At 74.6% G+C, this 24,284-nt stretch carries 22 protein-coding genes, 1 tRNA gene and 1 pseudogene; 5 read left to right on the top strand and 19 right to left on the bottom strand.

What is annotated here, in order from left to right:
• Positions 1-14 precede the first annotated feature (14 nt).
• The 3 genes from ABZ881_RS00445 to ABZ881_RS00435 form a co-directional block, all read right to left on the bottom strand.
• Entirely contained in the window at positions 15-860 is an 846-nt protein-coding gene (locus ABZ881_RS00445) for a helix-turn-helix domain-containing protein (protein ID WP_358480579.1), read from the bottom strand.
• 192 nt (positions 861-1,052) lie between these two features.
• On the bottom strand, positions 1,053-1,502 hold the full coding sequence (locus ABZ881_RS00440; protein ID WP_358480578.1) for a hypothetical protein: 450 nt from the start codon (positions 1,500-1,502) through the stop codon (positions 1,053-1,055).
• 35 nt (positions 1,503-1,537) lie between these two features.
• On the bottom strand, positions 1,538-1,807 hold the full coding sequence (locus ABZ881_RS00435) for a MerR family transcriptional regulator (protein WP_358480576.1): 270 nt from the start codon (positions 1,805-1,807) through the stop codon (positions 1,538-1,540).
• A gap of 125 nt (positions 1,808-1,932) precedes the next feature.
• Between ABZ881_RS00435 and ABZ881_RS00430 the strand changes: the two genes are divergently transcribed.
• Positions 1,933-2,814 carry a type II CAAX endopeptidase family protein gene (locus tag ABZ881_RS00430; RefSeq protein WP_358480574.1) on the top strand — a complete coding sequence of 294 codons (882 nt, stop codon included), beginning with the start codon at positions 1,933-1,935 and terminating at the stop codon, positions 2,812-2,814.
• Between the two features lie 420 nt (positions 2,815-3,234).
• On the opposite strand, the gene ABZ881_RS00425 is transcribed toward ABZ881_RS00430, so the two are convergent.
• Positions 3,235-3,645 (bottom strand): VOC family protein, encoded by a 411-nt coding sequence (locus ABZ881_RS00425; protein WP_358480573.1) that lies wholly within the window; start codon positions 3,643-3,645, stop codon positions 3,235-3,237.
• Positions 3,646-4,453: 808 nt separating this feature from the next.
• Here ABZ881_RS00425 and ABZ881_RS00420 point away from each other — a divergent pair.
• Positions 4,454-4,816, top strand: a complete 363-nt coding sequence (locus ABZ881_RS00420; RefSeq protein ID WP_358480571.1) for a tyrosine-type recombinase/integrase — start codon at positions 4,454-4,456, stop codon at positions 4,814-4,816.
• A 98-nt stretch (positions 4,817-4,914) separates the two neighbouring features.
• Here the strand turns inward: ABZ881_RS00420 and ABZ881_RS00415 are convergent.
• Both ABZ881_RS00415 and ABZ881_RS00410 read right to left on the bottom strand, forming a co-directional pair.
• Positions 4,915-4,991: transfer RNA gene (locus tag ABZ881_RS00415), tRNA-Pro, on the bottom strand.
• Positions 4,992-5,029: 38 nt separating this feature from the next.
• Positions 5,030-5,980, bottom strand: coding sequence for a metallophosphoesterase (locus ABZ881_RS00410; RefSeq protein ID WP_358480570.1), 951 nt, complete (start codon positions 5,978-5,980; stop codon positions 5,030-5,032).
• A 38-nt stretch (positions 5,981-6,018) separates the two neighbouring features.
• Between ABZ881_RS00410 and ABZ881_RS00405 the strand changes: the two genes are divergently transcribed.
• On the top strand, positions 6,019-6,492 hold the full coding sequence (locus ABZ881_RS00405) for a GatB/YqeY domain-containing protein (RefSeq protein WP_358480568.1): 474 nt from the start codon (positions 6,019-6,021) through the stop codon (positions 6,490-6,492).
• 53 nt (positions 6,493-6,545) lie between these two features.
• Here ABZ881_RS00405 and topA read toward each other — a convergent pair whose 3' ends face one another.
• The 5 genes from topA to ABZ881_RS00380 form a co-directional block, all read right to left on the bottom strand.
• Positions 6,546-9,296, bottom strand: coding sequence for a type I DNA topoisomerase (topA, locus tag ABZ881_RS00400; protein ID WP_358480565.1), 2,751 nt, complete (start codon positions 9,294-9,296; stop codon positions 6,546-6,548).
• A gap of 354 nt (positions 9,297-9,650) precedes the next feature.
• A complete protein-coding gene (locus ABZ881_RS00395; RefSeq protein ID WP_358480563.1) occupies positions 9,651-10,247 on the bottom strand; it encodes a hypothetical protein in 597 nt (198 codons plus the stop codon).
• Between the two features lie 55 nt (positions 10,248-10,302).
• On the bottom strand, positions 10,303-10,905 hold the full coding sequence (locus ABZ881_RS00390; RefSeq protein ID WP_358480562.1) for a hypothetical protein: 603 nt from the start codon (positions 10,903-10,905) through the stop codon (positions 10,303-10,305).
• 83 nt (positions 10,906-10,988) lie between these two features.
• The gene (locus ABZ881_RS00385) at positions 10,989-11,576 is read right to left on the bottom strand and encodes a hypothetical protein (protein WP_358480560.1); all 588 of its coding nucleotides are present in this window, start codon (positions 11,574-11,576) and stop codon (positions 10,989-10,991) included.
• Between the two features lie 129 nt (positions 11,577-11,705).
• The gene (locus ABZ881_RS00380; protein ID WP_358480558.1) at positions 11,706-14,006 is read right to left on the bottom strand and encodes a sodium-translocating pyrophosphatase; all 2,301 of its coding nucleotides are present in this window, start codon (positions 14,004-14,006) and stop codon (positions 11,706-11,708) included.
• Positions 14,007-14,476: 470 nt separating this feature from the next.
• Here ABZ881_RS00380 and ABZ881_RS00375 point away from each other — a divergent pair, with 470 nt between their 5' ends.
• Positions 14,477-16,828 carry a DEAD/DEAH box helicase gene (locus tag ABZ881_RS00375; protein WP_358481082.1) on the top strand — a complete coding sequence of 784 codons (2,352 nt, stop codon included), beginning with the start codon at positions 14,477-14,479 and terminating at the stop codon, positions 16,826-16,828.
• A gap of 429 nt (positions 16,829-17,257) precedes the next feature.
• On the opposite strand, the pseudogene ABZ881_RS00370 reads toward ABZ881_RS00375, so the two are convergent.
• From ABZ881_RS00370 to ssd, 7 genes and pseudogenes are all read right to left on the bottom strand, one after another.
• Positions 17,258-17,638: pseudogene (locus tag ABZ881_RS00370) on the bottom strand (Rv3654c family TadE-like protein); the annotation flags it as partial.
• On the bottom strand, positions 17,635-18,084 hold the full coding sequence (locus tag ABZ881_RS00365; RefSeq protein WP_358480556.1) for a TadE family type IV pilus minor pilin: 450 nt from the start codon (positions 18,082-18,084) through the stop codon (positions 17,635-17,637). The pseudogene ABZ881_RS00370 and the gene ABZ881_RS00365, both read right to left, overlap by 4 nt.
• Complete coding sequence (locus tag ABZ881_RS00360) at positions 18,062-18,256, bottom strand: DUF4244 domain-containing protein (RefSeq protein ID WP_344023292.1); 195 nt, start codon at positions 18,254-18,256, stop codon at positions 18,062-18,064. Before ABZ881_RS00360 ends, ABZ881_RS00365 begins: the two co-directional genes overlap by 23 nt.
• Before the next feature lie 56 nt (positions 18,257-18,312).
• The gene (locus tag ABZ881_RS00355; RefSeq protein ID WP_358480554.1) at positions 18,313-19,029 is read right to left on the bottom strand and encodes a type II secretion system F family protein; all 717 of its coding nucleotides are present in this window, start codon (positions 19,027-19,029) and stop codon (positions 18,313-18,315) included.
• The gene (locus tag ABZ881_RS00350) at positions 19,026-19,922 is read right to left on the bottom strand and encodes a type II secretion system F family protein (RefSeq protein ID WP_358480552.1); all 897 of its coding nucleotides are present in this window, start codon (positions 19,920-19,922) and stop codon (positions 19,026-19,028) included. The genes ABZ881_RS00355 and ABZ881_RS00350 overlap by 4 nt, the downstream gene beginning before the upstream one ends.
• Complete coding sequence (locus tag ABZ881_RS00345; RefSeq protein WP_358480550.1) at positions 19,916-21,067, bottom strand: TadA family conjugal transfer-associated ATPase; 1,152 nt, start codon at positions 21,065-21,067, stop codon at positions 19,916-19,918. Before ABZ881_RS00345 ends, ABZ881_RS00350 begins: the two co-directional genes overlap by 7 nt.
• The gene (gene ssd / locus ABZ881_RS00340) at positions 21,064-22,149 is read right to left on the bottom strand and encodes a septum site-determining protein Ssd (RefSeq protein ID WP_358480548.1); all 1,086 of its coding nucleotides are present in this window, start codon (positions 22,147-22,149) and stop codon (positions 21,064-21,066) included. The genes ABZ881_RS00345 and ssd overlap by 4 nt, the downstream gene beginning before the upstream one ends.
• A 468-nt stretch (positions 22,150-22,617) precedes the next feature.
• On the opposite strand from ssd, the gene ABZ881_RS00335 reads away from it, so the two are divergent.
• Complete coding sequence (locus tag ABZ881_RS00335; protein ID WP_358480546.1) at positions 22,618-23,586, top strand: HAD family hydrolase; 969 nt, start codon at positions 22,618-22,620, stop codon at positions 23,584-23,586.
• Here ABZ881_RS00335 and ABZ881_RS00330 read toward each other — a convergent pair.
• Positions 23,567-24,034 (bottom strand): GyrI-like domain-containing protein, encoded by a 468-nt coding sequence (locus ABZ881_RS00330; RefSeq protein WP_358480544.1) that lies wholly within the window; start codon positions 24,032-24,034, stop codon positions 23,567-23,569. The genes ABZ881_RS00335 and ABZ881_RS00330 overlap by 20 nt on opposite strands.
• Between the last annotated feature and the right edge of the window lie 250 nt (positions 24,035-24,284).

Genomic DNA, 24,284 nt, shown 5'->3' with positions numbered 1-24,284 from the left:
CCCGATCCGGGGGTTCAGGCCGTGGGCCCGACGGCCAGCCAGAGCTCGACGTCGGTACGCACGCCCTCCTCGCCGTGGTCGACCGCGCGGACCAGGGACGGTGCGGCGACGAGCCGGTAGGGGTTGGCGGGCAGCCATTCGGCCCCGACCGCCCGCCAGAGGGATTCCAGGACCCGCGGGAAACGCCCGGACGCGGTGAACACCGCCCAGGAGTGTGCCGCGATCTCCAGCACGTCGTACCCGTCGGGCGCGGTCCGGCTCGTGGCCGCGCCGACGTAGTAGTCGGCGACGGCTCCCCCGGCGGTGCCGGAACCGTCGACGTCGTCCCAGGCGGAGACCTCCCCGTGCGGTTCCTGGTCCGACAGCTCGTCGAACAGATCCCGGTCGGAGTCCGGCAGCGACCGGACGAGTCGGTCGGCGTCGGGATTGATGCCCTCGTGCGCGACCGTGGAGCGGGTCCTGCGGCCCACCAACCGGAACGCCGGCTTGTCGACGATGCGGTACTGCATGTCCGTACTCCCTTCGACGGTGAGGCGGAAGGAGAGGCGGGGCTGCGACCTCAGCACCGCCCCCGGGCGTCGTGCCTGTTCGGGTCCGATCCCGTGGACCCCGCGGAACGCGCGGGAGAAGGCGTCGGCCGAGCTGTAGCCGAAGCGGACGGCGATGTCCTGCACGGCCTCCCGGCCGTCGCGTACGGCTCCCGCCGCGACGGTCATCCGCCTTCGGCGGACGTACTCCGACAGCGGCATCCCGGCCAGCACCGAGAACACCCGGCGTAGCTGGTATTCCGACGTCAGAGCGGTGGCGGCCACCTCGCGCAGGTCGATCTCGCGGTCGAGCCGCTCCTCGATGGCGTCCATCGCCCGGTTCCACGGCTCCATGTGAGGCCCCCGTCCGCTCCTTCCCTGCGCGCTCCAGCATGGGGCACGGCGGTGCCGTGGGTCCGATCTTCGGTGCCCGCCATCGTCGGGAGCGACAGCCGTCTCCGACATCCGCACGTCCGCCGCTGCGCACACGACGACCGTCGCCGGGTGCGACAAGGCCCCGCGGGATCACCCCTCGGGATCGGCGGACATCCGGTCACGGGCCGCCCGGTGCAGTGCCGACACCCGGCGCAGGACGTCGAGCTGGGCGGGGTTGTAGATCTCCTGCGACACCTGCTCCACGGTGCGGCTGAAGCGTCGGCGATCGGCCGAGCCGAGCTGGAGGGCGGCGGGGTGGCGCTCGCGCAGCGTCTCCAGCTGGGCGGCCATGCGCGTGGCGAGGTCGTGCCGGGCGGCCTCGTCGGCGTCGAGCGGGAGATGTTCGAAGTCGTCGTCGACCCGGTCGTCGACCCGGTCGTCGACATCAGCGGCCAGCAACTCGGCGTAGGCCCGGCGCTCGTCGGGGTCGAGCATCCGACCCAGCACCGACGTCAGACGCCGGTCGGAGTCGGACAGCGGCACGGTTGCGACCACCGCGAACTCTGCGGGCAGGTCGGTCGCGAGCTCGTTCTCGAGCATGTGCGCGACCTCCGCGCGAGCGTCGCCCAGGCGGTTCATCCGTTGCTCGAGCTCGGCGTCGAGTGCCCGCAGCGCGTTCGCCGGATGCTCGTCGCCGTCGCCGAGCCGGGCGATCGCCTGCAGCCGACCCCCAGGTCGACCAGCCGCTTGATCCGGAGCAGGCGGATCAGGTGGGTCACGCCGTACTGCTTGTACCCGTTGCTGCGCCGCTCCGGCTCGGGCAGCAGCCCCACCTGGTGGTAGTGCCGGACGCTGCGGGCGGTCGTCCCCGCCAGCTCGGCGATCTCCCTGGTGCTCCAGGCCATCCCGGTCCTCTCCGTCGGTGGCCCACCGCGTCTCTCCGGGCGGACCTTGAGTGTGACGCCACGTCAACGTGTCCACTCGGTCCGACCGAGCACACGCGACGAGGACCGGAGAAGCGCTGAGACCCATGACACCTGACACCCCGTACCACCGGGCCCTGGTATCCGAACATCGACAGGTCTGGCGTGGTGTTGCCGCCGTCGTCCTGGTGATCGTCGGCCTGTTCGGCTTCGGGGCGGTGCTCACCTGGTCGGCGGCCCAGCTCGACCTCGCCATGGGCCGGACATCCCCCACGTTGGGTGGTGACGATGTCACCGTCCTCTACCACGCGGCCAACGCAGCGTCCGTCGCGTTGCTCGTCCCCTGGAGCATCCTCCTGCAGCGATGGCTGTTCGGCGCGCGTGCGATTTCGCTCGTCTCGGTCGTCTCCCGGTTCCGGTTCGACCGGTTCGGACGCGCGTTCCTGTTCGTCGGGCCCGTCTCCGTCGTCTGCATGGCCGTGCTCACGCTCGTGACGCCGGTCGAGGCGGTCCAGTGGCGCACCGCGGACCTGGTCGGGATGCTCGTCGTCACGCTGCTGCTCACGCCGCTGCAGGCCGCCGGAGAGGAGTTCGGATTCCGCGGCCTGGTCTTCCGCGTCGCCGGTAGCTGGGGACGGGACCCGCGCTCCGGACTGGTCGTCGCCGTGTCGGTGTCGAGTATCCTGTTCGCTGCGGTGCACTTCCAGCCCGACCTGTGGCTGAACATCCACTACCTGGCCCTCGGCGTCGGCGCGGCACTCGTCACGTGGCGCACGGGAGGGCTCGAGACGGCCATCGTCCTGCACGCCCTGAACAACACCCTCAGCTACACGTTCGCACTGGTGGTGCAGACCGACCTCCTCAGCGGGACGGGTGAGCCGGCGACCTTGCTCCTGAGCCTCCCGACAGTGGCAGCTCTCGTACTGACGTGCCGGAACGGACCGGTGGTACGCGGTGAGCCCGGCCTGTCCCGGCACGGAGTCGGGTAGCCCGCGGAACGGGCCGGCGGACGCGTCGGTCCGAGCGGAGGGCACGACGACGGCGTGATGCCGTCCGCCGGCGATCGGCCGGGCGGCCGACTCCGCAGGGCAAAGCCCCGGTCCGGTGCGAGGTCGTGCGGGAGCCGGCTGCGGCGTCAACGACGAAGGCGCCCTGGTCCCAGACTCTCGTACGAGTCTCTGACCAGGCCTTTGCTGGATACTGCGTGGTCGGGGGGACAGGATTTGAACCTGCCGGTGTTCGTGTGGCATCCCGTCGGCAGTGAGATGGACACAGGCGGCAACGCTCGACCGCGCGCTGACCCGGGGGCGGCCCTCGACACACCTGCCCAGGCCGAGCCCGCCTGCTGCCACGCCGCGTCAGCGGGTTTCAGGCCGTCTCGGGCCTGATGTGCCCCAGCAGGATCGAGTTCACCGCTGCTCGTAGACGCGGACGAGATTGCCCGCGGGGTCGCGGACGGCGAAGTCGCGCGTGTCGTAAGGCTGCTCAGTCGGCTCCTGTACAACCTCGGCGCCGCCGGCGACCACCCGCTCGAAGGTTGCGTCAAGTTCGGGAGTCGAGAGGAGAACCCGGGCGTAGGTGCCCTTTGCCATCATCTCCATGATGGTTCGGCGCTCGTCCTCGGTGATTGCAGGGTCGGCGGCCGGGGGCTCCAGAACGATCGAGATACCCGGCTGGTTCACGGGGCCTACGGTGATCCACCGCATTCTCCCTTCGCCACCGTCGTTGCGAACCTCGAACCCGAGGGTGTCACGGTAGAACTTGAGGGAAGCGTCCGGGTCGTCGTGGGGGAGGAAGCTGGCATCAATCGCGAGGTTCATGTCAGCAACGCTAGATCTGCCGTGGTCCCTTTGCTTCTCGATTCCTGACCGATTCGGGGCTGGGTCGTAGCCGACTCGACGGCCTCCCCCTGTCGGTCACCGGCGAGATCGACAAAATCTTCTGGGAGACCAAGCCGGCTGCCTGATAGCAGGCTGCGAAACGGCGCTGACCAGCGGGAACCATCTCCCGTCGGTCAGCGTCGTTTCTCGTTTCCGGGGGGTCTTCGACGGCCCACGACGGTCCAGACGGCCCGGAGACGGCCCAGGAACGCACCGACCGTCCCGCTCTCCCACATGCCTCGGTTGCCATCCTGTCGGCTTGACACGGCCCGACCGCGTGGTCGTTCGTGACCAACCCTTCGACGCACTACGGCCTCACCGGGCGCTCGCCGTCGACGATCGAGACCCGGCGAATCCTCGCCGAGCAGCACGTCATCCCGGCACGGGGCGCGAGGAAGCTACGCGACCTGTCGGCGGAGGACGTGGATCGCTGGCTCCCGGAAAGTCCCGGGAGCTGAGTACCCGCACGCTGCAGGACATCCGGTCGATCCTGCTCCGGTCGGTGACACGGCATAGGTCCGGGACACGGTGCGCCGCAACGTCGTTCTCCTGTGCAGCACGCCGAGGGGCCGGGCCGGCCGTCCGTCGAAGGCGCTGACCTACGTGCAGGCACGAACGCTGCCTGACGCCGAACCGCCGGTCCCAGCGAACATGAAGGTCTGGCGCTCGGTCCGGGCTGACGGGGATACCAAGACCCGCAAGTCACGGCGCACGATCGCCTTACCGAGCCGCTGCGTCGAGGTGCTGCGTGGACAGCGGGACCGTCAGGCCCGGCACCGCGCGCGGGCGGGTACCGAGTGGGAGTGGCAGGGCCTGGTGTTCGCCTCCGAGACCCGGTGCCGCGCTCGACGCGGCGAACGTCCGGCGCGGGTTCCGCACCGTGCTCAGGACGGCCGGGCTCGACACGGGGGAGTGGACGCCGCGGGAGCTGCGGCACAGCTTCGTCTCCTTGCTGTCGGACAGCGGCATGACCATCGACCAGATCGCCCGGCTGGTCGGGCACACCGGCGGCAGCACGGTCACCGAACTCATCTACCGGAAGCAGATCCGCCCGGTGATCGACGACGGCGCGACCGCCATGGACGGCCTGTTCCCGCGCACAGAGCCGTAGTCACTCAGATGGTCACGCAGCACGCCCCGCACACGACGAAGGCCCTGGTCCGTGACTCGCTACCGAGTCTCTGACCAGGGCCTTTGCTGTGTACTGCGTGGTCGGGGTGACAGGATTTGAACCTGCGACCTCTTCGTCCCGAACGAAGCGCGCTACCAAGCTGCGCCACACCCCGAGCGGCTGTCACGGTCTCCCCGTGAGCCGTTGAGAACTCTACCCGACGCCTCCGGTGGCCTGTGCGGGGGTTCCCCTGCGCGCATCGGTGCTGGTCGGGCGGGGGACGAGGGTCAGCAGCGACGCCTCGGGCGGGCAGGCGAAACGCACCGGTGCGTACGGCGAGGTGCCCAGCCCGGCGGACACGTGCAGCCGGGTGTGGCTGCCCCAGCGGCTCGTGCCGCGGGCCCGGGTGCGGTCGATCCCGCAGTTGGTGACGAGCGCGCCGTAGCCGGGCAGGCGCAGCTGGCCGCCGTGCGTGTGTCCGGCGAGCACGAGGTCGTAACCGTCGGCGGCGAACCCGTCGAGCACCCGCGGCTCGGGGGAGTGGGTGAGGCCGAGCCGCAGGTCGGCGTCCGGGTCGTGGCCCGCGATGCGCGGGTAGCGGTCCCGGTTGAGGTGCGGGTCGTCGACGCCGGCGATCCGGACGCTCCGGCCGTCCACCTCCAGCAGTTGACGGGTGTGGGTCGCGTCCACCCAGCCGTGTTCGCGGAACGCGGCCCGCAGGTCGGTCCACGGCAGCGGAGCGCCGTGGATCCGGCGGCCGCCGCTGCGCCGCAGGTAGCGGGCCGGGTTCTTCGGGGTGGGGCCGTAGTAGTCGTTGCTGCCGAACACGAAGGCGCCCGGGCGGTCGAGCAGGCCGCCCAGCGCGGCCAGCACACACGGGACGGCGTCCGGGTGCGCCAGGTTGTCCCCGGTGTCGATCACCAGGTCGGGTTCGAGCGCGGCCAGCGACGCGACCCAGCGGATCTTGCTGCGCTGGCCGGGCGTCAGGTGCAGGTCCGACAGGTGCAGGATCCGCAGCGGGCGGGCCCCCGGATCCAGCACCGGCAGCTCCACCCGGCGCAGCGTCCAGTGCCGCAGCTCGATACCGGCCGCGTAGCCGATACCGGCGACCCCGGTGACGGCGGTGGCGGCGGCCAGACGGGCGATCGTGCCGGTGGTACTCACACCGGCCAGCGTACGTCGCAGGACTATCGTGGCGTCCCGTGAGCACTCTCAAGGAGCAGCTGCGGGCCGATCTGACCGCTGCCATGAAGGCCAGGGACGAGCTGGTCCGCACCACCCTGCGGTCGGCGCTGACCGCGATCGGGAACGCCGAGGTGGCGGGGGAGTCCGCACGTGAGCTGACCGACGACGAGGTGCGCGGCGTCATCACCAAGGAGACCAAGCGGCGCGCCGAGTCGGCGGAGGCGTTCGCCGGCGCCGGGCGCGACGAGCAGGCGGCCCGGGAGCGCGCCGAGGGCGACGTCCTCTCCCGCTACCTGCCGACCCAGCTGGCCGACGACGAGGTGGCCGAGCTGGCCCGCGCCGCCGTCGCGGAGGTGGCGGCCGAGACCGGCGAGCAGCCGGGCATTCGGCAGATGGGCCAGGTCATGAAGAAGGCCAACGCCGCCGCCGCGGGCCGCGCCGAGGGCGGCCGGGTCGCCGCCGCCGTCAAGAAGGCCCTCTCCGCGGCCTGAGACCCCCCACCGGGCCCCGGGCGGATCCCGCCCGGGGCCACCGCGGCGGCGGGTCAGGTCGTCGGGCTCTTGCGGGTCCTGGACGTGGTGCCGGTCTTCTTCGCGGCGGTGCTGCGGGCCGTCGTCCCGCCGCTCTTCGACGCCGCGGCCGTCTTGCGGGCGGCCGGCTTCTTCTTTGCCGGGGCCTTGGCCCGGCGCTCGGCGAGCAGCTCCGAGGCCCGCTCGTCGGTGATCTCCTCGACCGAGTCGCCCTTGCGGAGGCTGGCGTTGGTCTCGCCGTCGGTGACGTACGGCCCGAACCGGCCGTCCTTGATCACCATCTTCTTCTTGGTCGACGGGTCCTCGCCGAGCTCGCGCAGCGGCGGCGCGGCGGCCGCCCGGCCCCGCTGCTTCGGCTGCGCGTAGATCTTCAGCGCCTCGTCCAGGGTCACCGTGAACAGCTGCTCCTCGTCGCCCAGCGAGCGGGAGTCCGTGCCCTTCTTCAGGTACGGCCCGTACCGGCCGTTCTGCGCGGTGATCTCGTCCCCGGAATCCGGGTCCTTGCCGACGACGCGGGGCAGGGACAGCAGCTTCAGCGCGTCCTCCAGCGTCACCGTGTCCACCGACATCGACTTGAACAGCGACCCGGTGCGCGGCTTCGGCTTCGCCGGCTTCTTCTTCGCGCCCTCCGGCATCTCCGGCTCGGGCAGCAGCTCGGTGACGTACGGGCCGAACCGGCCCTCCTTCGCCACGATCTCGTGCCCGGTCACCGGGTCGGTGCCCAGCTTGCGGCCCTCCTGCGGCACCGAGAACAGCTTCTCGGCGACCTCCTCGGACAGCTCGTCGGGCGGCAGGTCGTCGGGCAGGTTCGCGCGCTGCGACTCGCCGTCGACGATCCGCTCCAGGTACGGGCCGTAGCGGCCGACCCGGACGACGACCTCGCGGTCCTCGGCGTCGGTGAACATCTTGATCGAGTTCACCGTGCGGGCGTCGATCTCCTCCAGGTTCGACCCGACCAGCTTCTTCAGCCCGCCGGCCCGCTGGATCGAGCCCTCGCCGCCGTCCGGCGCGCCGAAGTAGAACTTCGACAGCCAATCGGTCCGCGAGTCGGAGCCGGACGCGATGGAGTCCAGGTCGTCCTCCATCGCGGCGGTGAAGTCGTAGTCGACGAGCTGGCCGAAGTGCGCCTCCATCAGCCCGACGACGGCGAACGCCACCCACGACGGGACGAGCGCGGAGCCCTTCTTCCAGACGTAGCCGCGGTCCAGGATCGTCTTGATGATCGACGCGTAGGTCGACGGGCGGCCGATGCCCAGCTCCTCCAGTGCCTTCACCAGCGCGGGCTCGGAGTAGCGGGACGGCGGGTTGGTGGAGTGCCCGTCCGGGGTCAGCTCGTCGGCGGTCAGCGCCTGGCCCTCGGTGAGCTCCGGCAGTCGGGACTCGGCGTCGTCGGCGGCGGCGCCGGAGCCCTCCTCGACCGTCTCGACGTAGGCCTTCAGGAACCCGGCGAAGGTGATCGTCCGGCCGGACGCGGCGAACACGACGTCCTCGCCGGTCCCGGCGGTGCCGGCGATCCGGACGCTGACCGTGGTCCCGCGGGCGTCGGTCATCTGGGACGCGATCGTGCGCTGCCAGATCAGCTCGTAGAGCCGGAAGTCGTCGCCGTCGACCTCGCGGGCGATCGCGCCCGGGGTGCGGAACGACTCGCCGGCCGGCCGGATCGCCTCGTGGGCCTCCTGCGCGTTCTTCACCTTGCGGGTGTACTGGCGCGGCTTGTCGGCGACGTAGGCGTCGCCGTAGAGCTCGCGGGCCTGCGCCCGGGCCGCCTCGATCGCCGAGCTCGACAGCGTGGTCGAGTCCGTTCGCATGTAGGTGATGTAGCCGTTCTCGTAGAGCCGTTGCGCGCTGCGCATCGTGCGCTCCGAGGAGAACCGCAGCTTGCGGCCCGCCTCCTGCTGCAGCGTCGAGGTCATGAACGGCGCGTACGGCTTGCGGGTGTAGGGCTTCGACTCCACCGAGGCGACGGCGAGATCGCGCCCCTGCAGCGACTCCGCGAGCCGGCGGGCGCCCGCCTCGTCGAGGACGACGACGTCAGAACCGGACTTCAGCCGGCCGTCCGACCCGAAGTCACGGCCGGTCGCGACCCGGGAGCCGTCGACCTGGACCAGCCGGGCACCGAAGGTGCGCGGGGTCGCCTCGGCGCCCGCGTTCATCGTCGCGGCAATGTCCCAGTAGTCGGCGGAGCGGAACGCGATCCGCTCGCGCTCCCGCTGCACGATCAGCCGGGTCGCCACCGACTGCACGCGGCCAGCCGACAGCTTCGGCATGACCTTCTTCCACAGCACGGGGGAGACCTCGTAGCCGTAGAGCCGGTCCAGGATGCGGCGGGTCTCCTGGGCGTCGACCAGGTGCTGGTCGAGCTCACGGGTGTTCTCCGCTGCCGCCCGGATCGCCGACTCGGTGATCTCGTGGAACACCATCCGGCGGACCGGGACCTTCGGCTTGAGCGTCTCCAGCAGGTGCCAGGCGATGGCCTCGCCCTCGCGGTCGGGGTCCGTCGCGAGCAGCAGCTCGTCCACCGACTTCAGCGCCTCGCGCAGCTCGGAGACGGTGCTCCGCTTCTCCGGCGTGACGATGTAGAGCGGGCTGAACTGGTTGTCGACGTCGACCCCGAGGCGGGCCCAGGACTCGCCCTTGAACTTGGCGGGCACGTCGGCGGCGCCGCGCGGCAGGTCCCGGATGTGGCCGACCGAGGACTCCACGATGTAGTCGTCACCCAGGTACGGCTGGATCTTCCGCGCCTTGGTCGGCGACTCGACGATCACCAGGCGACGGACCGGGCGTCCGGATGCGGACCGCGTCGACGTGGGCTTGCGCGTGCTTCCACCCGCCGCGCGCGTCGAACCGGTCTTGCCCTCTGTGCCTGTAGCGGCTGCCACGTGGTCCTACCTCATCTCCTCGGCCGCGTCACGCCTGTCTGCGACGCCTGTGCCGTGCCGGCTCCGCAGTGTGCTCCCCCCGCGCACCCCGTCATGTCCGGAGCGTCTCGGAGTGATCGCGCTGAGCATCGTTCTGCGGTCGACGATCGCACGATCTCACACCGTCGCCATCCCGTGCCGTGGGTTCCACCACCGGGGCCGGGCGAGCCGACAGCGTATCCCCAGCCGGGGTTCGGCAGGTCAGGCGGCCGGTCGACCGTGGTGTCGCGGCCAGTCCGACGCTCCCAGAACGTTCGGCGCCGGACCCACCAGTTCGACCAACCGGGCCATCCGCCGGGCTCCGTGCAGGCGCAACGCCGGGCCGGGTGCCCCGTGTTCCCCGGCGGCCAGCCGCGCCGGTGGCAATCCGGCCCGGGTGGCGGCCGCGATCAGCGGGCCGTGCGTCCACGGCGCCTGCGCGTCGAGCAGGAGCAGGTGTCCGCCGCGCAGGTCGGCGACGCCCGCGGCGAGCACCCACAGCCGCAGCGCCGCGCCGTCGAGCTGGAAGCCCGCGGGGACCTGCTTGCGCCCGTCGGGGCACCACAGGCGCGCGAGCGGGGCCAGGTCCCGGCGGAACGCGCTGCGCAGGCCGGACGCGCCGGGGGCCAGGGTGACCCCGCGGGCCGCGCTCAGTGCGGCCAGCGCGCCGGCCCGGCCGTCGAACGGCAGCGGCACGTCGAACCGGGCGGTGTCCCCGGCGCCGAACCGCTCGATCCGGCCCGGCCCGCAGAGCAGCCCGGCCAGATCGGCCAGCCCGGCCGGCCGGGCCTCCGCGGAGAACAGCGACAACTGCGGCACCGGGGCAGCATAGAACGCATGTTCGATCCTGCCCAAGCGCGGCGCGCCGGGCGGCTCAGCTCGGGGCGGTCAGCGCGTCCAGCTCGCCGCACCGCGGTGCCTCGGCGATGGCCTTGTCCAGCCGTGGCGTGGCCCCCAGCTGGTCGAGGCCCTCGGCCGCGCCGATCGTGCGCAGCTTCTCCTCGGCCGCCTGCAACCGCCCCTGGAAGCCGGGGACGTCGTTCGGGTCGGCCTGGTCGACGTCGGCCCGCGCCTCGTCGATCGTGGTGCCGGTCCGGTTCAGCAGGTCCTCGATCGAGGTGCGGAACTGGTCGCCGCCGCTGACCGGGGACGCGCCGGCGTCGGCCAGCTGCTGCTTCCCGGTGTCGATGCCGGTCCGGACGTTGCCCAGGTAGCCGGACAGCCGGTCCTTGATGCCGGGCAGGTCGGCGCCCGCGTAGTCGGGCCGGGCGCTCAGCGGCTGGTAGTAGGACAGCAGCGCCCCGCACACCTGGTCGCCCCAGGCGACCGGATCGGCGCCGACGCCCTCGGTGGGCCGCGGCGCGGGGTCCGGTGCCGCCGTGCCGGTGACGGTGGTGCTGCATCCGCCGAGCAGGGCGGCGGCGACCAGGGCGGGGAGCAGGACCCGGGCGGCTCGTGCCGGGCGGGGGGTGGCCATCGTCGGGCTCCAGGGTCGAGGGCCCGCGGGGGAGCGGGCCCGGAGATGACGGTCGGGTGACGACGGTAGGACGCGGTGCCGGATCAGCCGCCGCCGCCCTCCGCACTTGACCCGTTCGGGTCAATAGCTGCCGGGCCGTCCGGCGCAGCGGCGCGGGCGGCGTCGGACAACCGGGTGAGCTCGCCGCAGGCCGCGGAGGCACGGAACGTCACCGCGATCTCCGGGTTGCCGGTCACCTGGTCCAGCGGGCCGGTGGTGCTGCCGAGCCGGGCCAGCGGCTCCAGCGCGCCGGGCAGGTCCCGTTCGACGGCGTCCGGATCGGCCGGTTCCAGTGCGTCCACCCTGGCCTTCGCGCCGGAGAACGCCGAGCGCACCTCGCCGAGCCCGCCCTGCAGGTTCGCGGCGAGCGTGTCGCCGCCGTCGACCGGGGCGGGGCCGAGCCGGTCCAGGTCGCCCAGGGTGCGGTCGAGGGCCTCGGTGGTCCGGCCCAGGTAGTCGCCGACGGCCTGCTGCGGCTCGCCCGCCGTCGGCCCCTCGACGGCGGTCTGCATGAACGGCAGCACGGCCGCGCACATCCGGTCGGTCCACTCCTGCGGGCCGGGCCCGGCGGAGCCGCAGCCGGCGAGCAGGGCGACGGCCAGCACGGCACCCGAGACCGGGCCTGCACGCATGGTTCCTCCACCCCGGATCGTCCGGATCCGCCGAATCCGGAGCGAGACTAGCTCCGTGCGGTGACGACACACGCCGGCCGCCCGCCCCGATGGGACGAGCGGCCGGCGTGGTCCTACGGGAGGCTGTCGCTATCCGACCGAGCTCTCGGCCGGGGTGTCGGTGATCGCCGAGGTGCGGCGCTTGGACACCACGATCGCCGCTGCGATGATCGCCACCGCGGCCAGCGCGATGACGATCCGGATCGCCGGGTTGGCGTCCGGCGTCGACAGCACGACGACCGCCGGGGCGATCAGCACCGCGACCAGGTTCATCACCTTGATCAGCGGGTTGATGGCCGGGCCCGCGGTGTCCTTGAACGGGTCGCCGACGGTGTCGCCGATGACCGTCGCCTCGTGCGCCGGGGAGCCCTTGCCGCCGTGGTTGCCGTCCTCGACGAGCTTCTTGGCGTTGTCCCAGGCCCCGCCCGAGTTCGCCAGGAAGATCGCCATCAGCACGCCGGAGGCGATCGCACCGGCCAGGTAGCCGGCCAGCGGGCCGACGCCGAGGCCGAAGCCGACCGCGATCGGCGCGAGGATCGCCAGCAGGCCGGGGGTGGCCAGCTCGCGCAGCGAGTCCCGGGTGCAGATGTCCACCACGCGGCCGTACTCCGGGCGCTCGGTGCCGTCCATGATCCCGGGCCGGGTCTTGAACTGGCGGCGCACCTCGTAGACGACCGCGCCGGCGGCGCGGGTCACGGCGTTGACCGCCAGGCCGGAGAACATGAACACGACCGCGGCGCCGATCATCACGCCGACCAGCGTGTTCGGGCTGAACACCTCGTAGGCGAACGCGGTGCCGGCGTCCTCCAGGGCGACCCCGGCCTGGTCGAGCGCCTGGTTGATGGCGTCCCGGTAGGAGCCGAACAGCGCCGTCGCGGCGAGGACCGCGGTGGCGATCGCGATGCCCTTGGTGATCGCCTTGGTGGTGTTCCCGACGGCGTCGAGCTCGGTGAGGATCTCGACGCCCTCGCCCTCCACGTCGCCGGACATCTCGGCGATGCCCTGCGCGTTGTCCGAGACCGGGCCGAAGGTGTCCATCGCGACGATGACGCCGACGGTGGTCAGCAGCCCGGTGCCGGCCAGCGCGACCGCGAACAGCGAGACCACGATCGAACCGGACAGCAGGAACGCGCCGTAGACGGCGGCGCCGATGACGAGCGCGGTGTAGACGGCGGACTCGAAGCCGATCGAGATCCCGGACAGGATCACGGTCGCCGGGCCGGTCAGCGAGGACTCGCCGACGTCCTTGACCGGACGGTCCTCGGTGCCGGTGTAGTACCCGGTCAGCTTGAGGATCACGACGGCGAGCACGATGCCGATCAGGACCGCGACCGAGGCGATCAGGCGCGGGTCGCCGACCAGGCCGGCGACGTCGCTGTCGGTCGGGTTCGTGAGGCCGTCGAAGGTCGAGGGCAGGTAGACGTACGCCGCGATGATCGACAGCGCACCGGCGAACACGGCCGAGAGGTAGAAGGCGCGGTTGATCGCGCGCAGCGTGTTCTCGCCCTCGCGGGCCTTCGTCAGGTAGACGCCCAGGATCGCGGTGATCACCCCGATCGCCGGGACGATCAGCGGGAACAGCAGGCCCTGCAGGCCGAACGCGGCGGTGCCCAGGATCAGCGCGGCGACCAGCGTCACCGCGTAGGACTCGAACAGGTCGGCGGCCATGCCGGCGCAGTCGCCGACGTTGTCGCCCACGTTGTCGGCGATCGTCGCGGCGTTGCGCGGGTCGTCCTCCGGGATGCCCTGCTCGACTTTGCCGACGAGGTCGGCACCGACGTCGGCGGCCTTGGTGAAGATGCCGCCACCGACCCGCATGAACATCGCCAGCAGGGCGGCGCCGAAGCCGAAGCCCTCCAGCACCCGCGGTGCCTGGCCGGCGTAGACCATGACGACGATCGCGGCACCGAACAGGCCGAGGCCGACCGTGAACATGCCGACGACGCCGCCGGTGCGGAACGCGATGCGGGTCGCCTTCTCGCGGCCGTTCTCCTCACGGGCCGCGGCCGCGACCCGGATATTGGCGCGCGTGGCCAGCCACATGCCCAGATAGCCGATGATCGCGGAGAAGACCGCGCCGACCACGAAGAAGATCGATCGGCCGATGCGTTCACCGAGGTCCTCGGCGGGGAGCGCGAAGAGCAGCACGAACACGATCGCGGCGAACACCGCAAGGGTGCGGAACTGGCGGTTGAGGTACGCCGTGGCGCCTTCCTGGACCGCTCGGCCGATCTCCTGCATCCTCGGGGTGCCCTCGCCGTGGGCGAGGACCTCCTTGAGCAGCAGACCGCCGACGGCCAGGGCGACGAGGGCGACCACCGCGACCACACCGACGACGGTGAGGTCTCCCGCACCGAGCTCGAGGCCCTGGGCGAGGGTGGACTCGGACATCCGTCCTCCTGGTTCAGCAAGATCCGACCAGGTCGGCCGCGACGGCGGTCCGGCGCGCGGATGACCGCGCCGGTCCGGCCGACGACGGCGTCACTGGCGTCGACTGGGCCCGGGCGGCGTTCGCCGCAGGCCGGGTTGGTGCAGTGTAGGAGTGTGTCCGATCGCTCAGTGGGAGAGGGATCACAAGAAGTAACGATCTGCTGGAAGTGATCAATCCCACATGAGTCGTGGTGCAATCCGGGAACTCGCAGATCGCAAGCGGTGCAACGGGATCCGCCGGGTGGCCGGACCGCGGGCCGGGGCCCGGTGCGGGGTGGGGGTGCCGGACTGACGTCGTTCGAACGGATGTGCCAACCTGGCCGGTCGTGGAGGCGACCGGGAATCGTGCGGACGGGTCCCGGCGCGGGGTCGAGCTGCTGCGCCGGGTGCTCAGCGGGTCCGGAGCCGACCCGGGGCGCGCCGAGCAGGCGATCGCCGGACCGGACGAACCGCCCGTCCCGGATGGGGCCGGCCACGACGACCCGCTCCGGCACGTGCTGCGCACGCCCGCCCGGCCGGGGCGCACCGCCGACTGGCCGGACTGGACCCCGGAGCACCTGCGCCGGGCGTGGGCGCGACGCGGCGTGGACCGCCCGTGGATGCACCAGGCGGCGGGCGCGGAACTGGTGCGGTCCGGCACCGACGTGGTCGTCGCGACCGGCACGGCGTCCGGCAAGTCGCTGGTCTACCAGCTCCCGGTGCTGGCCAGGCTGGCCGAGGACCCGCGGGCGACCGCGCTCTACCTGGCGCCGACGAAGGCGCTGGCGGCCGACCAGCTGCGGTCGCTGGACGGTCTCGCCCCGGACGGCGTGCGGCCCGCGTCGTTCGACGGCGACACCCCGATGGAGGAGCGCGACTGGATCCGCCGGCACTGCCGCTGGATGTTCTCCAACCCGGACATGCTGCACCGCTCGCTGCTGCCCCGGCACGGCCGGTGGTCGAACTTCCTGCGCCGGCTGCGCTACGTGGTGGTCGACGAGTGCCACACCTACCGGGGGGTGTTCGGCTCGCACGTGGCGCTGCTCCTGCGCAGGCTGCTGCGGCTCGCCGCCCGCTACGGTGCCCGGCCGACGATCGTGCTCGCCTCGGCGACCGTCGCCGGACCCGCCGAGTTCGGGTCCCGGCTCACCGGCCGCGACGTCGTCGCCGTCACCGACGACGGCTCCCCGCACGCCGGCCGGACCGTCGCCTTCTGGGAGCCGCCGCTGCTGCCCGAGATCACCGGGGACAACGGGGCCCCGGTCCGCAGGCCGGCCGGCGCCGAGGCCGCCCGGATGCTCGGAGACCTGGTGCTGGAGGAAGCGCGGACGCTGGCGTTCGTGCGGTCCCGCCGGTCGGCCGAGCTGACCGCGCTGGGGGCCCGGCGCCAGGTCGCCGAGATCGCCCCCGAGCTGGCCGACCGGATCGCCGCCTACCGCGGCGGCTACCTGCCGGAGGAACGGCGGGCGCTGGAGGCCGCGCTGATGTCCGGCGAGCTGCTCGGGGTCGCCACCACCAACGCCCTCGAGCTCGGCGTCGACATCTCCGGGCTGGACGCGGTCGTGCTCGCCGGGTTCCCGGGTACCCGCTCGTCGTTCTGGCAGCAGGCCGGCCGGGCCGGGCGGGCCGCCGACGAGGCGCTGGTCGTGCTGGTCGCCCGGGACGACCCGCTGGACACCTACCTGGTGCACCATCCGCGGACGCTGCTCGGCGCGCCGGTGGAGAGCTGCGTGCTCAACCCGGTGAACCCCTATGTGCTGGCCCCGCAGCTGGCCTGCGCCGCCGCCGAGATGCCGCTGACCACCGCCGACGTGGACGAGACCTTCGGCGGGGCGCCCGCGGTCGAGGTGCTGGACGCGCTGGTCGAGGAGGGCGTGCTGCGCCGCCGCCCGCACGGCTGGTTCTGGCCGGACACCGGTGCCGCGCCGTCCGCCCAGGTGGACATCCGCGGATCGGGGCTCGGCCAGGTCGCCGTGGTCGAGGCGGCGACCGGGCGGATGCTCGGCACGGTGGACGGCAGCTCCGCGCCCGCCACCGTCTACCCGGGTGCGGTGTACCTGCACCGGGGGGACAGCTTCGTCGTCGACGAGCTGGATCTCGACGGCGGTGTCGCGCTCGTGCACCCGGAGGACCCGGACTGGCGGACCGAGCCGCAGTCGGTGTCCGACGTGACGGTGCTCGCGACGCACTCGGCCCGCCGGTCCGGCCCGGTGCAGGTCTGCTTCGGCGAGACGACGGTGACCAGCCAGGTGGTCGCCTACCGGCGGCGCACCGCGGACGGCACGGTGCTCGACCGGACCCCGCTCGACCTGCCGCCGCAGAGCCTGGACACCCGCTCGGTCTGGTACACCGTCGACCCGGACGCGCTGGCGGCGGCCGGGATCGACGACGCCCGGCTGCCGGGTGCGCTGCACGCCGCCGAGCACGCCGCGATCGGGCTGCTGCCGCTGTTCGCGATCTGCGACCGCTGGGACATCGGGGGCCTCTCCACGGCCCTGCACCCGGACACCGGGCTGCCCACGGTGTTCGTGCACGACGGCCATCCGGGAGGGGCGGGGCTGGCCGAGCGCGGGCACGCGGTGCTGGACCGGTGGCTGGCCGCGACCCGCTCGGCGGTCGCCGACTGCGAGTGCCGCACCGGGTGCCCGTCCTGCGTCCAGTCGCCGAAGTGCGGCAACGGCAACAACCCGCTCGACAAGGCCGGGGCGGTGCAGGTGCTGGACCTGGTGCTTGCGGCGCTCGCGGACGGCGGCGCGGGGGATGCCCCGGGTGTGGCGGCTGCCACCGAGCGCGGCGGTGGCTGATCCGCGCACGTCGGGGCGCCACCGGCCCGCCCGTCGGGGGCGTGAGCGGGCCGGTGGCGACCACCAGCGACGGTGCCGGCGGGGGCGCATGGCGCGCTCCGGCTCCGTCGCGGTCTGGGGAGCGAGGCCGCTGTGCCGGGGGCGGACCGGACCCTGCCCTGCCCCGCGACGACCCCCAGTAGGCCGCAGTGCGGGATCCGTGACCAGACCCGGGCTGCGCGACGTCGGTGATCGGTCAGAGCGCGACGACGAAACGCCCCCGGAGGCAGGCGTTCGTCGTAACCGGACGTGATTGGGTCGTGCTCCACTGTTACCCGTCCGTTCATCCGGATCCGCCAACCGTTCACCGAGACCCCGGTCACCCGCGGCGGGGCGGTCACCGGGACCTCCGGTCCCCGGGCGATCGTCGAACGGTGCCGGGCCGGCTCGTGCCCGCGCGGTCGCCGGGCCGTGCACCGGCAGCAGCCCGGCCCGCTGCACCCGGGTCCCGACCAGCACGTCCCAGCCGTCGAGGCGGCATCCGGTGAGCTCGGCGCCGTTGCGGACGGCGATGTCGGCGGCCACCCGGCAGGCGCCCTCGGTGCCGTCGACGGATCGGCCGGCGGCGGCCAGCGCGGCGAGATCGGCCGCGGCCGCCGCGACCTGGCGGGCCCGGATCGCCGCGCCGACGTCGACGCAGACCGTCGCGGTCAGCAGCAGGGCCGCAGCGGCCGTCGCCGCCCAGACCGATGCGATCCCGCGGTCGTCGCGCCGGAGCCGGCCCAGCCGGGCGGCCACGGTGCGGCCGGACCGCCCGGCGCGGCCCGTCATCGCGTGCCCACCGGCCCGGTGGGGCGGGCGCCGGACGGGAACCCCGCACCGGACGGCCCATCGCCGGCGGCCCCGCCCGGACCGCCCGCGCCGGACGCCCCCGGCTCCAGCACCGCGACCGCGGAGGCACCGACGGTGACCGGCAGCAGCCGCACCGGCCGGGCCCGCACGCTCGCCACCACGGTGTCGCCGCCGATCCGCAGCTCGGACTCCGCGCCGGACGGCGCGAGCGCCGCGACGGCGGCCCGGCCGCGTTCGACGTCGCCCCGTGCGGCCTGGCGGACCAGCTCGCGGGCCGCGTCGGCGCAGCGCACACTCGCCCCGACGGCGGCCACCGCGGCGACGGCGGCCGCCGTCACCAGCACCAGCGCGGCGAGCGCCAGCGCCGCCTCCACGGTGACCGCGCCGGCGTCGCCGTGCGGGTCAGAACGTCGTCGACAGCGCACGTTGCACGATCCCGGTCAGCGCGGTCAGCACGTCTCCGCCGCTGACGACCGCGTAGAGCAGCGCGGCGAACGCGGCCGCGGCGACGGTGCCGACCGCGTACTCGACGGTGCTCATGCCGTCGTCGTCGTGGGCCAGCGCGGCCAGCCGGCCGCGCAGTTCGGAACGGGTCATCGGTCTCTCCCTCGTCGGGGACCCGCGACGTGCGGGCCCGGTCGCCGCCCGATGGGTCACCACCGGGCGATCACCTCCCCGGCCAACCCGATCACGACCGGCACGATGCCGAGGACCAGGAAGGCGGGCAGAAAGCAGAGCCCCAGCGGGGCGGTGATCCGGACCGCGGCGCGCTGCGCACGCTCCTCGGCCAGGTCGGTCAGCGCCGCCCGCAACCGGACGGCCTCGGCGGACGCGGCCCTGCCGAGTGCGGCCCCGGTGCGCGCCGATCGGGCCGCGGCGCGGGCGAACCCGGCGAGCTCGGGGCAGCCCGCGGCGGCCGCCCACGCGTCGTCCGCGGTGCCGCCCAGGGCGAGCAGCCCGGCGACCCGGCGCAGCGCCGAACCGGCCGGACCGGCGAGCCGGTGGGCCGCGGCGCCCACCGCGTCCGGGACGGTCAGGCCGGCGGACAGACAGGTGGCGAGCAGGTCCCAGGCGGCAGCCAGGGCGGCCGGGTCCGCCGCGGCGGACCCGTCGGCCGCGGGGGCCGGTGCCCGCCGCAGGACGACGAGCAGCGCGGCGCCCGCCGCGACCCCGGCCACCACCCCGGTGACGCCGCCGACGGCCCAGCCCAGCGCGGCGCCCGCGGGCACCGGAACGGCGAGCACCACCGGGCGGGCCGCCGGGAGCCGGGGCGGCCCCGGGCCGCGGACGGCGCGCAGCCGCCCGGCCGCCGGGCGCACCCCGCCCGCCACCAGCGCCGCCGCGGCCAGGCCGAGCGCCGCCGCGATCACGACGGCACCGCCGCGCGCAGGATCCGGTCCGACCACGCGGCACCGCAGATCGTCAGCAGGACTCCGAGCACCAGCAGGCCCGGCCCGTGCCATCCGGTGCGGAGCACGGTCAGCGGGGCGATCCCCATCAGCTGCCCGAGGCCCGCCCCGGCGAGCGGCAGCGCGGTCAGCACGGTGGCGGTGGCCCGTGGCCCGGCCAGCTGCGCCCGCACCCGCACACCGTGCGCGATCCGCCACCGGAGGTCGTCGAGGAGCTGGGTGAGCAGCCCGGCGAGCGGTGCGCCGTGCCGGTCGGCGAGCTCCCAGGCCGCCGCCATCCGTGCGATGTCGCGGCCCGCCGGACCGGTCGCCGCCCGGCGCAGCGCGCCCGGGACCGGCTCGCCGATCCGGGCGGCGGCCGCGGCCGGCTCCAGCACCCCGCGGGCGAGCGGCCCGTCCTGCGAGCACCCGGCGAGCGCCGCCGCCGGATGCGCACCGGTCCGGATCTCGTCGGCGATCCGGGCGAGCGCGTCGGCCAGCTCGCCGGCCGCCGCGACGGCCCGCTCCGCCCGGCGCCGGGCCGCGCGCCGCCGCCGGGTGAACCAGGCGGCACCCACCGCGCAGGCCGATCCGGCCGGGCCGAGCAGCACCAGCCCGCCGAGCCCGGCGAGCAGGTACCCGGCCGCGGCCGCGGGCACCGGCCGGCGGGCCTGCCGGGCCCGGCCGCGGCCCAGCCCGCGCAACCGCCGCCCGGCCCCGCACCCGGGCAGCCCGGTCACGGCGCAGGCGAGCAACAGCAGGACCGGGACGGCCCGGGCGGGGGAGGGCAGCGCACTCAGCGCACTCAGCGCACTCAGCGCACTCAGCGCACTCAGCGCACTCAGCGCACTCAGCGCACTCAGCGCACTCAGCACGGCACCCACCCCCCGCGCTCACGGATCAGGGCGCGCAACCGCTCCGCACCCGGGCCCGGCCCACCGGACCGGGTCCACGCGGCGGCGACCTGCGGGCCGCCGTCGTCGTGCAGCACCCCGATCTCGTGCAGCTCCCGGCCCGCGCCCGGGCGCCTGCGCATGTGCAGCACCACCTGGACCGCCGCCGTGAGCTGGCCGTCGAGCGCCGCGGGCGGCATCCCGCCGAGCCCGGCGAGCGCCCGCATCCGGGCCGGGATCTCGCGCACCGAGTTCGCGTGCACGGTGCAGGCGCCCCCGTCGTGACCCGTGTTCATCGCCCCGAGCAGGTCGGCGACCTCGGCGCCCCTGACCTCGCCCACCACCAGCCGGTCCGGCCGCATCCGCAGCGCCTGCCGGACGAGCTCGCGCAGCGGCACCCCACCGGAGCCCTCGATGTTCGGCGGGCGCGCGACGAGCCGCACCACGTGCGGGTGCCGGGGCCGGAGCTCCTCGGCGTCCTCCACCGTGATCATCCGCTCGCCCGGGTCGACCGCGCCGAGCAACGCATTGAGCAGGGTCGTCTTCCCGCTGCCCGTACCGCCGCCGACCAGGACGGCGAGCCGGGCGGCGACGACCGCCCGCAGCAGGGCCTCGCCGGTTGCGTCGAACGTCCCGCTGCGGCGCAGCGCGGCCAGGTCGTGGCTCGCCGGGCGCAGCACCCGGAGCGAGATCGCCGTCCCGGCCGCGGCCACCGGCGGGAGGACCGCGTGCAGCCGGACCCCGCTGTCGGCGAGCCGGCCGTCGACGCAGGGGCTGGCGTCGTCGAGCCTGCGCCCGGCGGCCAGCGCGAGCCGCTGCGCGAGGCGGCGCACGGCGGCCTCGTCCGGGAAGGTGACGGCGACCCGGCGCGGCCCGTCGCCCCGGTCCACCCACACCGCGTCCGGCGCGGTGACCAGCACGTCGGTGATGGCCGGGTCGCGCAGCAGCGGATCGAGCGGACCGGCCCCGGTGAACTCCTGGCGCAGCGACCGCAGCGCGGCCAGCACGTCCATGTCGGACGCGACGCCGCCGGACTCGGCCCGCACCGCCGCGGCGACCGCGGCCGGGCCGGTCTCGCCGCCGGCGTCGGCCAGCCGGGCCCGGACCCGGTCGACCAGCGGGTTCACGACGCCGCCCGGTGCGCGACGTCGAGCGCGCCGAGCCGGTCCCGCAGTACGCGGGCGGCGACCGACAGCGCACTGCGGCCCGCGCCGGGGACGCGGCCGCGCTCCAGCGCGCCCGCCAGGCCGCGCGCCGGGCGCATCGCGTGCAGCAGCGGCAGGCCGAGGCAGGACGCGACCTCGCCGGGGGTGATGCCACCCGGCGACGGCCCGCGCACGACGAGCTCGACCACCTGCGCGTGCTCGGCCAGCACGTCGGCCACCCGGCACGCGGCGGCGCCGGCCCGCAGCGTCGCCGGCACCAGCAGCACCGTGAGGTCGGCGGCGGCGACCGCGGTGAGTGCCGCGTCGGTCGGGTAGCGGGGGACGTCGCAGACGACCGTCCCGCCCGCCCGGCGCCCGGCGTCGAGCACGGCGCCGACCGCGGCGGGCTCCGGGCCGTGCGGGGAGCGGGCACAGGACAACACGGACAGCTCCGCCCGGCCGGACACCACCCGGGGCAGCGCGCCGCGCAGCGATGCGGCCTGCACCCGGCCGTCGCCGACGGTGAGCCCGGGCCAGCGCAGTCCGGCCTCCTCCTCGATGCCGGCCAGCAGGTCCAGCCCGCCACCGAGCGGATCGCAGTCGACCAGCAGCGCGGCGCTCCCGGCGCGGGCGGCCCCGACCGCCACGGCGGTGGCGAGCACCGAGGCGCCCGCTCCGCCACAGCCGCCGACCACCGCGAGCACCCGGCCGGGCGCCCCGCCGGCGCGGTCGCGGACGTCGGCGAGCATCCCGGCCAGCGCCGCCTCCCCGGCGGGCAGCTGGACCACCCGGTCCGCGCCGAGCGCGACGGCGGCCCGCCAGTCCTCGGCGGCCGGTTCGCCGGTCACCACGATCACGACGGAGCCGCGGCGCCCGAACCCGGCCTCCCGGCAGCGCACCGCGCCGGCCCGGTCGAGCAGCACGGCCGGAGCCCGCGCCCAGGCCCGCCGGGCGTCGGCGGCGTCGATCGCGCGCTGCGCCTCCATGTCGGCCGCCGCGGCGATGCGCAGCAACGCGTCGAGCAGATCCGGGTCGTCGGCCACGACCAGACAGCGCCGGTCCATCCCCGCCGCACCTCCCACCGGCCCGCCGGTGCGGGCCCCGGTACGAGCGTGCGGTGCCGCGGCGCCGCCGGACCGGCGATGTGTCCGCCTGTGGACAACCTGGGGAGAACCGGCCGTCCTGTGGATGGCGGGTGGCCCGGGGAGCCGCGATCGGCTACCACCCTGGTCCGCTCAGAGGACGGCCCCCGCCAGGGGGGATTGGCGGGGGCCGTCTGTCGGTTCAGCCCCGGGGGGTCGAGCTGAACCCGCCCGGACCACGTCCGAGCTCACACAACTGTAGCCGGAATCGTGCTGTCCCGCCCATACCCCGCCTGTGGCCTGCGCCGACCGGTTCCGGCGGCGGCGCGCCGGAGGGGTGCAGGAGGGTGAACCGGGCGGGGACCGGTGAGCGCGTCCGGATGACGGTCCGGCCCCGGCCGGAGGGGGCGGCGGTGCGCGGCCGGTCGCCCACCGGGCAGGCTGGTGGACGTGTCCGACGCGCCCACCAGCACCGCCGAACCCGCCCCCCGGGCCGTCTTCCTCGACCTGGACAACACGATCATCGCCGGATCGAGCGCGCTGGCGTTCGCCAGGACGTTCGCCCGGCACGGGCTGGTCGACCGGGCCACCGTCGCCCGCGGCGCGTGGGCGCAGCTGCTGCTCGTGCTCGCCGGCGCCGACGCGTCCACGATGGACACCCTGCGCCGGCGGATGGTGCTGATCTGCCAGGGCTGGGAGGTCGAGCGCGTCCGGGCGGTCGTCGCGGAGACGCTGCAGGAGGTGATCGGCCCGCTGGTGTACCCGGAGGCGGTGCGCCTGATCGAGCGGCACCGTGCGCAGGGAGCCGAGATCGTGCTGCTGTCGGCGTCCGGCCTGGAGGTCGTCGAGCCGATCGCGGAACTGATCGGCGTCGACCGCTTCCGGGCGACGACCATGCGGACCGAGGACGGCCGCTACGCCGGCGACATCGACTTCTACTGCTACGGCGAGGGCAAGGCGCAGGCCGCCCGGGAGATCGCCGCCGAGCTCGGGCTCGACCTGGACCGGTGCGCGGCCTACACCGACTCGATCACCGACCTCCCGCTGCTGGAGGCGGTCGGCAGGCCGGCCGTGGTGAACCCGGACCGCGAGCTGCGGGCGATCGCCCGGGAACGCGGCTGGCCGGTGCTCGGGTTCGTCCGGGCCGCGTCCCGCCGGGACCGGCTGTTCCGGCTGCGGGACCGGCTCGCCGACCGCTTCACCCCCGGCGGAGCCGGCCGGGGTACGGCCGCCGGCGCAACCGGCCGGGGTACCGCCGCCGACGGAACCGACGGCCGGGCCCCGGTCCGGCCGTCCGCACCGGCCGGTCGCCGGACCCGGATCGCGGCCGCGACCGGTGCCGGGCTCGCGGTGCTCGCGGTGGCCGGGATGGCCAGGGGACGACGGCGCCCCCGTCCGCTCATCCGACCGGCCAGTTGAGCTCGGTGCGCAGGTCGGCCGGGTCGGTGTCCGGCGTCGGCTCGGTGAGGTAGACCTCCCAGAACGTGCCGCCCGGGGTGAGGCCCTGCGCGGTGATCCACTCGCCGAGCCGCTGCCAGGCGGCGCCGAGCCCGTCGAACGACCCGGCGTGCACGAACCGCGCCACCCGGCCGCCGGGCAGCTCGCCGGCGAGCACGTCGCCCTCGGCCTGCACGGCGCGGTCGGTCGGGAACCCGGCCTCCAGATCGAACTGCGCGCCGGGCAGCCCGTGGTAGAGCCCGAACGCCGGACCGACGACCGTGACGCCCTGCGCGGCGACGGTCCGCGGGAGCACCCCGAACGCCCGGTCGTAGAACGCGGGCAGCTCCGGCGCGGGTACCACCCCGCGCACGACGGCCGTCACGGCCGGCTCGGTGGTGATCAGCTGCGGTTCGCCGGTGGTGGTCATCTCTGCGCCCTCTCGTCGGTGGCCCGTTCCCCCTCTCCGACCGCCCGGGCGGTCGGAACTCATCGGCCGCGACCGCCGTCCGGTGCGTCGCCGCCGCGCGGGTGGGTGATCCGGCCGGTCACGGATCGCTGCTGAACCGGTGCACCTGCGCGCGAGGGTTGCCCGACGGCCCCGACAGGTCTAGGAACGGGGTCACGGACCCCGGTCAGGCCAGGGGCGGTTCGGAGGAGAAGAACCCGTCTCCCCCGGC

Source organism: Pseudonocardia sp. NPDC046786 (assembly GCF_040645415.1).
Classification (GTDB): Bacteria; Actinomycetota; Actinomycetes; order Mycobacteriales; family Pseudonocardiaceae; genus Pseudonocardia; species Pseudonocardia kongjuensis.
This window is presented reverse-complemented; position numbering and strand designations above follow the sequence as displayed.

What these genes read in the sequence shown, in the direction of transcription:
- ABZ881_RS00435 (WP_358480576.1), bottom strand. Translation starts at nt 1,807, where the DNA reads ATGGCCTGGAGCACCAGGGAGATCGCCGAGCTGGCGGGGACGACCGCC.
- ABZ881_RS00445 (WP_358480579.1), bottom strand. Translation starts at nt 860, where the DNA reads ATGGACGCCATCGAGGAGCGGCTCGACCGCGAGATCGACCTGCGCGAG.
- ABZ881_RS00385 (WP_358480560.1), bottom strand. Translation starts at nt 11,576, where the DNA reads ATGCGTGCAGGCCCGGTCTCGGGTGCCGTGCTGGCCGTCGCCCTGCTC.
- ABZ881_RS00425 (WP_358480573.1), bottom strand. Translation starts at nt 3,645, where the DNA reads ATGAACCTCGCGATTGATGCCAGCTTCCTCCCCCACGACGACCCGGAC.
- ssd (WP_358480548.1), bottom strand. Translation starts at nt 22,149, where the DNA reads ATGGACCGGCGCTGTCTGGTCGTGGCCGACGACCCGGATCTGCTCGAC.
- ABZ881_RS00330 (WP_358480544.1), bottom strand. Translation starts at nt 24,034, where the DNA reads ATGACCACCACCGGCGAACCGCAGCTGATCACCACCGAGCCGGCCGTG.
- ABZ881_RS00360 (WP_344023292.1), bottom strand. Translation starts at nt 18,256, where the DNA reads ATGACCCGTTCCGAACTGCGCGGCCGGCTGGCCGCGCTGGCCCACGAC.
- ABZ881_RS00440 (WP_358480578.1), bottom strand. Translation starts at nt 1,502, where the DNA reads ATGCTCGAGAACGAGCTCGCGACCGACCTGCCCGCAGAGTTCGCGGTG.
- ABZ881_RS00430 (WP_358480574.1), top strand. Translation starts at nt 1,933, where the DNA reads ATGACACCTGACACCCCGTACCACCGGGCCCTGGTATCCGAACATCGA.
- ABZ881_RS00390 (WP_358480562.1), bottom strand. Translation starts at nt 10,905, where the DNA reads ATGGCCACCCCCCGCCCGGCACGAGCCGCCCGGGTCCTGCTCCCCGCC.
- ABZ881_RS00380 (WP_358480558.1), bottom strand. Translation starts at nt 14,006, where the DNA reads ATGTCCGAGTCCACCCTCGCCCAGGGCCTCGAGCTCGGTGCGGGAGAC.